General features: G+C 60.6%; 6 protein-coding genes. 2 read left to right on the top strand and 4 right to left on the bottom strand.

Features of this window, described 5'->3' with window-relative positions:
• Positions 1-72 precede the first annotated feature (72 nt).
• On the top strand, positions 73-2847 hold the full coding sequence (locus ACLEJQ_RS16330) for a response regulator (RefSeq protein ID WP_440796575.1): 2775 nt from the start codon (positions 73-75) through the stop codon (positions 2845-2847).
• A gap of 40 nt (positions 2848-2887) precedes the next feature.
• On the opposite strand, the gene ACLEJQ_RS16325 is transcribed toward ACLEJQ_RS16330, so the two are convergent.
• Genes ACLEJQ_RS16325 through ACLEJQ_RS16315 form a run of 3 tightly spaced genes read right to left on the bottom strand, consistent with a single transcriptional unit; the run spans position 2888 to position 5159 of the window.
• Positions 2888-3568, bottom strand: coding sequence for a hypothetical protein (locus ACLEJQ_RS16325; RefSeq protein ID WP_440796574.1), 681 nt, complete (start codon positions 3566-3568; stop codon positions 2888-2890).
• Positions 3565-4290: a hypothetical protein gene (locus ACLEJQ_RS16320; protein ID WP_440796573.1), complete on the bottom strand. Its 726-nt coding sequence runs from the start codon at positions 4288-4290 to the stop codon at positions 3565-3567. Before ACLEJQ_RS16320 ends, ACLEJQ_RS16325 begins: the two co-directional genes overlap by 4 nt.
• Before the next feature lie 59 nt (positions 4291-4349).
• A complete protein-coding gene (locus ACLEJQ_RS16315) occupies positions 4350-5159 on the bottom strand; it encodes a hypothetical protein (protein WP_440796572.1) in 810 nt (269 codons plus the stop codon).
• A 243-nt stretch (positions 5160-5402) separates the two neighbouring features.
• Between ACLEJQ_RS16315 and ACLEJQ_RS16310 the strand changes: the two genes are divergently transcribed.
• The gene (locus ACLEJQ_RS16310) at positions 5403-5999 is read left to right on the top strand and encodes a MarC family protein (RefSeq protein WP_440796571.1); all 597 of its coding nucleotides are present in this window, start codon (positions 5403-5405) and stop codon (positions 5997-5999) included.
• Here ACLEJQ_RS16310 and ACLEJQ_RS16305 read toward each other — a convergent pair.
• Entirely contained in the window at positions 5996-13072 is a 7077-nt protein-coding gene (locus ACLEJQ_RS16305; RefSeq protein ID WP_440796570.1) for a TcdA/TcdB pore-forming domain-containing protein, read from the bottom strand. The genes ACLEJQ_RS16310 and ACLEJQ_RS16305 overlap by 4 nt on opposite strands.
• Positions 13073-13255 lie beyond the last annotated feature (183 nt).

Below are 13255 nucleotides of genomic sequence, written 5' to 3'. Positions count from 1 at the left end.
GTGGCCCTTGCCTGACTGTTCCGGCGCCGCGCATAGTTATAATCTGGCATCAACCTACGAAGGGATTTCGCCGTGCGCTGGCTCAGGATTGCCATAGGCTTAACCGTCACCCTGCTGACGCTGCTCTGCATGCTCCCGGCCCAGGCCGCGCCAGGCAGTGGCTGGGCGGTATTGCTCGACGAACAGGGCGACCTGAAGCTGAGCGACATCCGTTCTGCCCGCTACACCAATCAATTCAGCCCCATCGATCTTGACCGTCTCCAGCCAGCCGAACCTGGCGGGGCGCTGTGGTTGCGTTTTCGCCTGGCCCCCGACGAACATGAACAGATCCTGCGCGTCTTCGCCCCCGACCTGTCACGCCTGAACCTCTACGTGCTGGACGGCGACACCCTGGTCGACCAGCAAATCAGCGGTAACGCACTGCCACGCTCCGAACATCCCGTGCCCAGCAGCGACTTCATGCTGGCGCTACCGCGCAGCGATAAAACCCTGGACGTCTATGTCCGACTGGCATCGCGTCACGAACTGCGCCCTTACGTCACCCTGCAACCGGCGATCATGGCGGCGGCCGATCAGAACCAGACGCTGATCTACGGCCTGCTGTTCGGCTGCATCGCCATGCTGATCCTGCACAACCTCACCCGCTATGCCTACACCCGTTCGCGCAGTTGCCTGTGGCTGGCGGCTTGCGAAGGGCTGCTGATGCTCAGCCTGATCCTGCTCTTGAACCTTGCCGGGCCCTGGCTACCCGACTGGCCGGCGGTCCAGACTCCGGGCGCATACCTGGCCTTGCTGCTTACGGCGCCCTGCGGCCTGATGTTCGCCTATCGCTTCTTCGCGCCACTGGGGCCACACCCATTGAACCGGCTGCTGCTGGGGGACATTGTCCTGGTGATGCTGTGCAGCCTGTTGCTGTTGTTCGTCAACACGCTGCCATTGAACATCATGACCTACGCTCTGGTGGCCCTGGCTGGCTTGAGCATGCTGTTCGTCAGCGCCTGGCATTGGCAGAAAGGTTACCGCCCGGCGCGGCTGTTCGTCGCCGCCATGGTGGTGTTCAACCTGGGCACGCTGATCATTCTTCCGGCACTGCAAGGGCTCACGGAGGTCCCGCCCCAGGGCTTGATCATCACCCTGCTGGTGTTCATCTGCATCAGTGGCCTGTTGATGAGTGTCGCCCTGGGCGAGCGCCAGCGCTCGATCAACGAAAGCCGTTTCAGCATCAGCCGCGACCTGGCGGCGAGCAACGCCGAGATCAACGCCAAGGCTGAATTCCTGGCCAAGATCAGCCACGAGATCCGCACCCCGATGAACGGCGTACTGGGCATGACCGAGCTGTTGCTGGGCACCCCGCTGTCGGTCAAGCAACGTGACTATGTGCAAACCATCCACAGCGCCGGCAACGAGCTGCTGACGCTGATCAATGAGATTCTCGACATTTCCCGGCTCGAGTCAGGGCAGATCGAACTGGACGACGTGCAGTTCGATCTCAATGCACTGATCGAGGATTGCCTGAGCATCTTCCGCGCCAAGGCCGAACAGCAGAACGTCGAGTTGATCAGCTTCATCCAGCCCCAGGTGCCACGGGTGATCAGCGGCGACCCGACGCGCCTGCGCCAGGCGCTGCTGAGCCTGCTGGAAAACGCCCTGAAAAAGACCGACGAGGGCGAAGTGCTGATTGTGGTCGCCCTCGACGAGCGCAGCACCCAGCCGCGCCTGCGCATTGCCGTGCAGGACAGTGGAACGCCCATGGATGCGGAAGAACGCGACACGCTGATGCACGCCGAGCTGCACAGTAAGAACTTCCTCTCTGCCACCCGCCTGGGCGGCAACCTGGGCCTGGTGATCGCTCGTCAGTTGATCATCCTGATGCACGGCGAGTTCGGCATCAAAAGCGGCAGCAGCCAGGGCAGCACCCTCTGGCTGACCCTGCCGCTGGACCCGGACCGCCTCGAACATCCGACTGCCGATCTCGATGGACCGCTGCAAGGCGCACGGGTATTGATCGTCGATGACAACGACACCTGCCGCAAGGTGCTGGTGCAGCAATGCAGCGCCTGGGGCCTGAACGTCAGCGCCGTGCCATCGGGCAAGGAAGCCCTGGCGCTGCTGCGCACCAAGGCGCACCTTCGGGATTATTTCGATGTGGTGCTGTTGGACCAGAACATGCCGGGTATGACTGGCATGCAACTGGCGGCCAAGATCAAGGAAGACCCGAGCCTGAACCACGACATCCTGTTGATCATGCTGACCGGCATCAGCAACGCGCCGAGCAAGATCGTGGCGCGCAACAGCGGAGTCAAGCGCATCCTCGCCAAGCCGGTGGCCGGCTACACCCTCAAGACCACCCTGGCGGACGAACTGAACCAGCGCAACAAAGGCCAGGCGACGAGCGCGCCGGTCAATCCAGGGCCTCCCGCCCCGGTGAAAGTGCCCAGCGATTTCCGCATCCTGGTGGCCGAAGACAACAGCATTTCCACCAAGGTCATCCGCGGCATGCTCGGCAAGCTCAACCTGCAACCCGATACCGCCAGCAATGGTGAAGAAGCCCTCAAGGCCATGAAGGAACGGCGTTACGACCTGGTCCTGATGGACTGCGAGATGCCGATCCTCGATGGATTCTCCGCGACCCAGCAGTTGCGTGCCTGGGAAGTCGGGAACCAGCGTACCCGTACGCCGGTAGTAGCACTCACTGCGCACATCCTTGCCGAGCACAAGGAGCGCGCCCGCCAGGCAGGTATGGACGGGCACATGGCCAAGCCGGTAGAGCTGTCGCAGTTACGTGAATTGATCGAGCACTGGGTGGCCCAGCGCGAACAGCAGAACAGAGCGGTGCACACGCCCTGAACACCCGCACAGGGTAATCAGCGACCATCCGGAGCGCCGTTCAGATTTCCAGCTCATGCAGGTGACGAGTCGTTTCGGCGATCACCGCGGCCGCGACTTTTCGCCGGAACGTTGCGTAATGCAGTGTGCTGAATGTCACGACGGCCATTTGCTCTACGCTGCTTTCCACCACTTCCTCCATAGGCCGGAACAGAAATCCCGAGACCGCCCGGCGGGTGCGGAACTGCTTGTGATACAGGGCGATCTCTACTTTCCCGGGGGATTTGACCACACAAGGGATCACCTGAAAGAATCCCGTATCGCGCTGCAGGCTCGTTCGTTCAAACAATTGGAGCGCATCAGGGCTTCGCCCAAGTGATGCCATCGCCTGGCTGGCCTGCCGCGAATAGCCGGCACCAACGGACCGGGAGATCTGTTGCGAAACGCTATCGGCCATCAGCCCTCGCCCGGCCTGCTCCGGAGTGACCGGACGCGCCGAGTCCCACCCCAGGTACCTGAGCTTGTTCTTGTAATAGTCGAACCAGTTACCGACCAGACCGTCCTCGTACGCCGAGCGGGTTGCCAACTGCGCGTACAAGTTGCTCAGGTAGATATCCTCCCGATCCTGAAGGGTCAAACCCTCGTCGAATGAGACAACACTTGCGCCCACGACCGCCGCCCTCGATGCCTCATCCAGGCGCAACCGCTGCCCACCGACCGATAGAAGTCCATGATCCGTCATAACGCCCCCACATCCGGTTGCGCTTGCTTGACCGCATCGGAAATATCGATGATGTTCCTGGCGGCTTTATCCCCCAACTTGTGGACGATCGCATCGCGAAAAGGCGCATAGAGCGCCTGGGACAGATTGGCCTTGAAGCAGCGCAATTGAATGTTGCCCACCACGGGATCGGTGGAGAACAGTTGCCCGAGAGGATTGGACGTCACGTGCTCGGGTTCGAACTCCAGGCAGACGCTACTCAACACAGGCCCTTGTTGGGCCAGGATGACTTGCAGCCTTATTCTGTCGGGTGCCTTATGACTCACCTCGGCCGAATCCGGGCTTTTTGGCCTGTGGGCATGTTCACGCAGCAATTGAATAGCGGGCAAGGTGCTGGACAATTGAGCGACACGCTTCAATACATCAGTTACCTGCGCGATCAAAGTTCTCTCGACATATTCTTCCAGCCGTTCTTCGATGCACGCCATCAGGTTGTTTTTCGATGAGGCAGCGAGTGAAAAATCATCCCAACTGACGGCCTTTTGCATCCAGCCATTATTCAGCACTTCCCGGTACGCTGAGTACCAGTCGCCGGACCGGGCAAGAGTGGGATATTTTTTACTGGCTACCAGCTGGGCAAACAATACCGAGTTCAATACGTCAAGCCGGTTCTGCCCAGTCAGGTCAGTGGGCAACAGGACAACAGCGCCGGCATCAATAAAAACCGAACAATGATCTTTCATGACAATTACCTTATTCCATTAACGGATGGCGACTACCGCGGTAGTCGCCAGGAGATCAATCAGATCTCATACTCGTCGATTTTCTGTTTCGCACGATCACCCAGTTTTGCAACAATAGTCTCTCGGGTCGCATTGATGATTGTCGGCACCATGGTCATATGGCATTCACCGCGATACAGATCGACCGAACTGCTATCCCAATCCACAAACAGGACCTTGGTCTGGTTTGTCCGCTTGATGAAGCGTACGGCGCCCAAGGCCATGAGGATTTCACCGTGCGGGGTTTCGTGACAGCTCGCCACACCAAAGCCTCCGGTACCGGACTCCTGGATATTCTGATCAAAGAGCCGCAGCGACTTGTCATTGGTCTGCAATGCGGCGATCGCATCACCGGCCACTTTAAGCATCAGCAATGAGGTGGGACCCGGGACGGCAGCCGCCGCCACGGCCGAACCGAGGATTTTCAATACCAGTTGATCCATCTTGAAACTCTTGCCGGACGCGGCAACCTTATCGTAGTAACGCTGCACAATGGTCCAACCACAACTCTGCATGACCTCAAGGAAGGTTCTATACCATTCTTCGCCTTCGTCATCGCGCGGAAACTTCTTGTTGGCCACCAACGATGCAAACAGATAGGAATGCTGGATATCCGCTTGATTTTGCGCCGTCATGCCTGAAACGAACGACAGGATAGCGTCGCCGACAATCGAAGCGCGGTCCGGCTTTTCGATTTCATTGACAAAGCCCGCCGATCCATATTGTGCAGTTCGAGGAGAAACAACGACATCGGTGGGCGTTACATCGTAGGCGTTCAGACGCGCCAGTCGGTCCGCCAAGGTTAAGATCGAATCAGATTTAGCGTTCATTTAATATATCCCTTATTTAATTAAGGCCCTCCATGGGCCCGAGCGCCATACTTACTCATCCACCTTCAGAGCAACAAGTGCAGAACTGTAACCACACTTAATTCCAGACAACAACCGGCAACTAACAGGAAAAACAAACCCAGGTTTTACCGCATAAAAAAGCCTCGAACCCACGGCCAGCCGACAGACACCCCGGCGCCTGATAGACTCCACGCCAATTGTCATTCTTCGTGAGTTCCGACCATGCTCCACGTGCTGTTCAGCGTTTACCTGAAAATGTTGGTCCTCTATAGCCCGTTCTTCGTGTTGTCATGTTTCATCGGCCTGACTCGCGGCTATTCGCGAAAAGAGCAACGCCGCCTGGCCTGGAAGGTCGCGACCGCGACCCTGGTCTCCAGCGTCCTGCTGTACCTCTTCGGGCGGGTGATTTTCAGTGTGTTCGGCATCACCGTGGATGCGTTCCGGATCGGTGCCGGCAGTGTGCTGTTCATCTCCGCGCTGGGCATGGCCCAAGGCAAGTCGGCGGTACAGACCGACAACGTCCAGCAGGACGTAACCATCGTGCCGCTGACGATTCCGCTGACCGTAGGCCCCGGCACCATCGGCGCCCTGCTGGTAATGGGCGTAAGCCAGCCGCACTGGGACGACAAACTCATGGCTATCATCAGCATCGCCCTGGCCAGCTTTACCGTCGGCGTGGTGCTGTACCTGTCCAGCCGCATCGAGCGGATACTGGGCGACCAGGGCCTGCAAATCGTCAGCCGCCTGATGGGGCTGTTCGTCTGCGCGCTGGCCGCCCAGATCATTTTTACCGGCGTACGAGGGTATCTGCTGCCTTAGACGCCGACCACGCTGTTCTGCCGCGCTGGCGACGGGGCGTTGAACGCTTTCAGCGACACGCCGTTCCGGGCGCCTGGCTGGCCGTCCAGCCAGCGGACCAACGCCGAGACAGCGTAGTGCTGGTCCTTGCCGAAGCTGAGCAACACCTCGCCACGCAGTTTGACGTCCGTGGCATGCACTTCGCGGAAAATCACGCTGTGCCCGCTGTCCGGATCAATGATCACCAGGTGCTCCAGCACCAGGCTGAGCAATAACGAGTCAGGCGCCTCCAGCTCCCAGATCAACTTGCCGGGAACTGTCACCGCATCGCCCAGTGGAGGTCGGCAGTCAAGGATCACCAAGCGGGCCCTTAGCCAGGCCGCCTTGGACAATCGGTAACTCACCGTGCCTTGGCCCATGCGCAATACCAGCGTGGTGACGTCGTCCGGCATCAGCGGCAACAGATCGTCGATCTTCATCTCATGCCCTTCGACTACCAGCACTTCACCTTCGCGCTGGACATAACTGAGTTGCCCCACCGGCCCTTTGCCCGGCAGGGTCAGCAGCTTTCCACTGCCGCTCTCATGCAGCAATACGCGGGTCTGGTGTTGAGTGCCGAGCAGTTCGAAGGCCTCGGGAAGCGCCGCTCTGGAGACCTGGATCAGCCGTTCGGTCTCGGCCACGAACCACTTCAGGCTCGAAGGATCCTCCACCGCCAACAGGGGGCTGTGCGAGGGCTGGGTCGCCAGGCGCCTGAGTCCCTCTTGCAACTGATCGCCCTGGGCAATGACCCATTGATGAGTGACCCCGGTGATCAACGGCGACTCCCGGTCACGCAACGCAACCACCACACCCTCGAACGTCACGCCACGCAGCCCGACGCCCTCGACCGTCAGCTCGGCAAACTGCCAGGGCGCCCATTCGGGCTGGGGAACAGGCAGTACGTCGTCCAGCAGCAACTGGGAACCTTGGCCAAAGGCAGCGTCCAGCCGTTGCGGATCGATGAATGCCTGGCGATGGACTTGGCCCATTTGCACATCGAACAGCCAGGCAGCCTCGCCATCCGGCGTGGCGCCCAGCAGGCGGATTTCCTTTCCGGGCGTGGCTGAGGCGAGCAACAGGCGATTGCCGATGTACCAGCCACACAAGCGCGCCTCAGCGTTGACGTTGCCCAAGCCAATCAGGACCAGGCTTGCGCTGGGGGTTCGTCGGGCCAGGGCGTCCAGGTCCGACCACCACTGCGCCCGGCCCTTGAACCAGGGTTCGTTGACGCCACTGAGCTTCAGCTCGCCATCGTCGGTCAGGTCGTAGATCAGGCCCCCCGATGTCAGCGCGACGTAGCCAGCGTCAACGGCGACCACATTTTCCAACCGGTCGGAACTTGCCCATTTGCTGGACCAACGCCCTTTGCCCGCGATCACACTACGTCGCCTGAAACACAGCGTCTGCTTGAGCCGGTCATAGACGATAAACACATCGTCGTCACTCAGCGGCGGCAACAGCGTCAGATCAGCCATGTCCTTGATCGAATCGGCCCATCCACGCGGCTCGTTGCGCCTGGGCATCGGACGGATGATCAGCCCGTCGCTGCGGCGTACCCAAGCCATGTCCCGTCGTTGCGCATCCAGTTTCCAACAAAGGGATACGAAGGGCGCCGGCTGCCAGGTGACGGTGCGGAACGCGGCCTCAGGGGCATCGCTCGGCGCAAGCACAAAACCCTCTCCCAAGACCTGTGACCAGCGTGTCAGCGTTTCGCCGGCACTCAGGATGGACTCCAGGGCCGGGTCCAGCCCGCGGGTGATCGAACTCAACAGCAATTGCTCGTCGTGGATCACATACACCAGGACATCGACGGACTGATCTTCGCGGGTGATGTGCTGGACGACATGGACCACACCCTGCGCATCGGCCTCGACGCGCTCGATGCGGGTTGCCACGTTGCTGGTGCTCCACAACCAGTAACGATGGCTCAACAGCCCGGTGACTGCATCGACTTGCCAGATGATCAGGTTCTGCGGGTCGTAGAAGTAGCCGAAATCGTCCACCACCGCCCCCAGCACCGCTTCATCGACGCCCGGCAGGTCATTGCGGATGTAGAGGAAACGATCGCCCTGCGCGTCGTACCAGGCGGTGATATAGCGCGGCTCATCCGGTTTCTCGAAGGGAACCAGGAAGTGATGAATCGGTGTAAATGGCATGACCAGACGATGTTCTCGCGCCAGGGTTCGCAGCCGATCCTGCAGTGCCTGGCGCGCCATGCCCGGTGGCACCTCCTCCTCGACCAGGGTAAGCCTGCGCTCCCCCGACTCGACCTGGAACACCTGCCCATTGGCGAGCCTGAGCAGCGTCTGATGGCGACCGGTCCCGGTGAATGCCAGCTGCACATCGCCGATGAACAGCTTGCCGTAGCCCTCGAACCGAACATCCCCTTCAGCGGCCCAAGGAACATCCAGGACCCAATTCGATTGCTTCAGGCTCGGTGAGTCGAGGGTCACGCTGATCCCGGGATGAAGCACCAATGCGCAACGCTTGCCGGCGCCGCGGATCTTGTAGGCGACCTTGCCGTGCCAGGGCGTCGGCAGGACCGGGACGACCAGCGACCGGTCGACTTCGTCGAGCACCACATCGATGGTCGTGGGCCGATAGTCAGGAACCATGCGATAGAGGATGTAGTCGCTCGGAAACGAGTAGAAGGAAAACAGAAACAACCAGCCGCCATCGGCTTTCTTTTTCTCCAGGCGCCGCGCGATGTCGAAGCCGGGGTCATGGCGCAGTCGTGCGAACGGTAGCGCCTTGTATTCGTAGCGATAACAGGTTTGCGGTGTGCAGGGCAGGACGATGACTGAACCGGCGGCCGGGCTGAAGGTGCTGCGTCCCGGCAGCCTCAACTCACGCCGTATATCGATCGCCCTGGCGTAATCATCATCGAAGGTCGGTACCCCGAAATGGTCACGCAGCGGATACAGCCGGGGGCCGTCCAGCACCAGCTCGGCGCGGGTCAGGTCCAGCGTCTGGAGGATCAACGACGAATGCGGCGACCAGGTTCCCTGCCTGGCATCGAAGCGATAAGCCTCCAGGTGCGCCTTGCTCAGCTCTTCGAAAAGCAACCCGACCTGCCGGGCCTCTTCGGCAATGCTGGCGAACCCTTGAGCCAGGGCTGTCACGCCGACCGCGAGGCCACCGAGCATCACCGCCGCACCGCCCAGGAACGCTCCGGCGGCCGTGGCACCGACCGCGTAGGCGCCTCCGGACAAGACCAGGCTGGCCGAGTCGAACGCCAGCTGGGTCCCGAACTGGGCACGCTCGACCGCGTTTTGCGCTGTCGCCAGTTGATAGATATCAAACCCGACGTTCGCCAGTTGCAGCAGTCCGCCGGTCGCCTCACTGACACTGCTCCCCACCGCGGCCTTGACCACCGGCGCCACGGTTCGGGCAATGAGTTTTTCTTCCGCCAGGGCCTGGCGGACCAATCCCAGCAGTCCCGCGACATCTGCCGCGTTGCCATGCACCAGTTGCGCGTAATTGACATAGGCATGCAGTCGGACCGCCAGGGTCAGGGGCCGGTCCGCCCCTTCCCGCCCTCGCAACGCGTTCATCAGCGCCTGGATGGCGAAGCCGGCGTTCAGAGTATGGACGCTGCCCACTTCGGCGGGCTCGCTCGGCACGAGCGGCCTGTTGGCCAAGGTGGAAAAACGCTCCGCGAGATAATGCTTGATGCGCAGCAGCCGCGGGTCAGTGGAAACGATCCGCACCGGATGCTCAGGAACGGTCGGATCGATCAGGTTCATTCGGTACGCGCCGTCCGAGGTCACCTCCAGGGTGTCGAACAGCGGCACGAGATGCGTTCCCAGTTTGTTTTCCTGCTGGAGGCGAGCCGTAGCCTGCTCGATCTGCCGGCCCCACCCATAAGCGTCCAGCGTCAGCAGGCAGTTGCCGAGCCGAGGATTACTCTGCAGCGATTGCCCGCGTGCACTGGCCAGCCGTTGCCGGACCGGGCGCTGGGACTGTCCGGGCAAGGCACCGGGTTGGAGCAGTTTCGAAACGTCCATTTCACCCGGCAAGGCGACGCTTGCCACTCGCCCGCCATCCAACTCGATCAGGTCGAAGGTCGGGCGCGCCGCCTCGCCATAGGCCGCGTAATGAGCAGCCATGCCCTCGTCGAGGAAAAACCGTTCCAACGCCTGCCTGAACCGTGCCGAGTGCTCGAACTCGAACACCCCGAAATTCGGGTCATAGAAGTGATAAGTGCTGGTCTCGCCCTCGAAGGTCTTGGCCACCAGCATCGCGTGATTGTCGGAGTTGAGCATCAGCGTGCCGGTCGTTGTCCTGGCGTGCAACAGGTCCACCACCTCGTTCAGACCCGATCGCGCCAACGTGCGGCCGACGTCGCCGAGCTGCACGTCTCGCAGTGATTCGATGCTGTCGAGGAAAGTGGCCGAGTCGCTGGCGCCGGGTTCGATCACACCGAGATAGAAGCGCTCGCGCAGGGTATTGACCGCCGACTTGCCTTGGGACAACGCGGCGGCCATTGCCAGGCTCAGGGGATAACAACGTCCCCCCACCCTGTCGCCCTCACCCTGGAGCAGCAGATCCTGGGGCACCAGCTTGATGGTGTCGGCTTCGAACCCGTCCAATACACCGCCGAGGCGCTCGACGATTCGCGTCCGGAACTCAAGCTGCGCCACCTGCCTGATCCGCGCCACATGCCGGCCCCACTGGCGCAACGTCAGGGATTGCGCCAGTGCGGCTCTCTTGAGTCCCAGGGCGGTTTCACCGTGCGCTGGCGCGTCATCGCCGGCACTGCGCAGCCCCGCCAGGAAAGCGGGCGCCTGACGTTGATACAGCAACTGCTCGAGCGCGGCATAGCGGCCAGCAGTACCGTGTCCGAAGAGGCTGTTGGTCAGGTTGTCCAACTGCGGACGAATCGCGTCGAAGCTGCGGTTATCCAGGGCGTCAGCACCGATCAATCCCCCCAGCAACAGGCGCTGTAACGGGCTCAGTTGAATGATCTCGAGCCGGCCTTGGGCAAAGCCGTCCAGCAACTGCGCGACAGACAATGGGCGTGTCTGTGCATCGCTTGACGAGACGGGCGGCAACACCTTGGCGCTCTGGCCGCGAATCGACTGGCGCTGATCGAACCCCAGCGGTATCGGCTTGCCAAAGACGACCGTACCGTTATGGCTTCGCCCCATCGCCTGGATAAACGGCTCACCCAGTTCATCGGCCAGATGCTGCAACAGCTCGGTGGACAAGACATGGCGCCCCTCGACCACCGGCCAGCCTTCATCGAATTTCAGGGTGCGGTACTTGAGCAGCTCGGCCATGTCACCGGCATAACGAGCCTTGAACTTCTCCTGCCGCCAGCGCTCTTGCTCTTTTTCGAGCCATCGCTCGGTGTCGCTCTGGTTCTCTTTCCAGGAGTGATCCTGCTCCTCCTCGGTCGCCAGATTGACGCTACCGATGGCCTCGATGGCCGCCTGCGCTTGCCACTGTTCAGCGGTCCGAGGAGTGAAATGGGCTCGCTGATAATCGTCCATGCCCACCCGCATGGCGGCGGGCCCGGTCAGATAGATCGTCCCCTCGCTCTGCGGACGAATCCCATCGCTGTAGTAGGTCGCGGCGGCCTCGACCAGCAACATTACGGTCATTTCCACTTCCGCCGGCAGCTTATGCAACTCACCGAAAACCTCGGTAGCGGCCTGCCGCGCCAGCCCGGTCATGGTTTCGACATCGGTCATGGCGACGTTCTGCTCGTCGGCCAGGCGCGCGGTGGCATCGACGATCTGGTAGTTGAGCCTGAAACGCTCGATCACCGCCTTGAGCATCGCTGCCCCCGGATGGGCCATCAGGAAAGCGTTGCTCAACGAGTTCCGCACGGTCACGGCACGCAGCTCATCCAGACGTGCCTGTCGTTCAACCGGGATGCGGAAGACTCGGTTCAACCTGGGCTGGCTGGCGGCAAAACGCTCGAGCGCCGGGCGGTGCTCCGCGGGAATGGCGTCATAGTAATCCGTGTACTGACTGCGCAATGCCTGACGGCCAGGCATCCATTCGGGGTTGCGATCAAGCAGCAGTTGCAACACGCCGATCCGTGCGTCGTTCTTGAACGCGCGGATGTCCACTCCCCCTAAGTGCTCCTGCAAGGGCGGCAGGTTATCGACATCGGCATATCGGCCGCCTTCGGCGAACAGTGCTTCGATCCGCACGACATCGGAAGCGCCGGCGAACATCCCTCGCAGATTGACCTCGCGCCGATAGATATCCTGCAATTGCTCCAGCGCCCCGCCGCCGGCAAGATCGCGCAGGACCAATTCGTCCGTAGCCATTGCCTCCAGGCTGCGACGGTTATCGTTCCTCAGGGTCATCAGCCGCGCCCGGTCCTGGCCATAAGCCCGGACTAGCAGATCGATTCTCGCCTCATCAGCACTGCCGCCGTTTTCAATCGCTTTATTGATGTGCGCGTACATTTGCTGTTTCAGGACGATGACCCGTTCTTCATAAAGGTCGCCCAGTTCCAACGCATTATCGCTGGACTCTCCGCCACTGCTCATGGCGTCAGCCTTGGCAGCCTCGACAATGATCCGATTGGTTTCATAAGCCAACAGGGCATCGCTGTCATACCAGAGACTGAGTTGATAACCCTCTGTACCCAGTAGTTGTTTCCAGATACTGATGTAGTCACGCTGGATTGCGCCAATACCGCCGCCCAGCCAGACAAAATGCAGGTTCTTCGGCACTTCGACGGGCGGTTGTTGCAGCAGGTCCAGACTGTTGCGCAGACGCGCCTCGAAAATTTCTATCTTGTCATAGGCCTGCGTCGCGCCCCCAGCCTCATCCGGGCTTGCTGACGACTGCGGCGAACGGCGGTGCCTGCTGCTTCCCTTTAATTCGCCCAACGCTTGCTTGAGCAGCCCCAGCGGCTTCAACATCTGCGGCGAATCCAGTACGGCGATACAACCGAAGTAATAACGCAGCACCGCGTCATATTCATCGGTGCCTTTATGCGCTATCAGCGCCCGCTCCAGGTCTTTTAATTTAAGCAAACTTACGAAGTTGACGTAGTTATCCGCCAATGAAACTTCAGACTCACTCATAAACGACACTTCCATGTATTGAATTCAACTCATCAGGATTCCTTCCTGAACAGTCGACAACATAACGCCCGCCCTAATACCGCTCAAACGATAAGAGATTCAATTAATGTCCAACTTAATATAGAAAACCGGATACGTTTACCGAAGACCGACACCGGCCTCGTGGCGAGGGAGCTTGCTCCC

This window comes from Pseudomonas sp. SMV71 (genome assembly GCF_052042015.1).
Taxonomy (GTDB): Bacteria; Pseudomonadota; Gammaproteobacteria; order Pseudomonadales; family Pseudomonadaceae; genus Aquipseudomonas.
Note: the sequence above shows the minus strand (reverse complement) of the source record. Positions and strands in the feature narration are given on the sequence as shown.

What these genes read in the sequence shown, in the direction of transcription:
- ACLEJQ_RS16315 (WP_440796572.1), bottom strand. Translation starts at nt 5,159, where the DNA reads ATGAACGCTAAATCTGATTCGATCTTAACCTTGGCGGACCGACTGGCG.
- ACLEJQ_RS16325 (WP_440796574.1), bottom strand. Translation starts at nt 3,568, where the DNA reads ATGACGGATCATGGACTTCTATCGGTCGGTGGGCAGCGGTTGCGCCTG.
- ACLEJQ_RS16305 (WP_440796570.1), bottom strand. Translation starts at nt 13,072, where the DNA reads ATGAGTGAGTCTGAAGTTTCATTGGCGGATAACTACGTCAACTTCGTA.
- ACLEJQ_RS16320 (WP_440796573.1), bottom strand. Translation starts at nt 4,290, where the DNA reads ATGAAAGATCATTGTTCGGTTTTTATTGATGCCGGCGCTGTTGTCCTG.
- ACLEJQ_RS16310 (WP_440796571.1), top strand. Translation starts at nt 5,403, where the DNA reads ATGCTCCACGTGCTGTTCAGCGTTTACCTGAAAATGTTGGTCCTCTAT.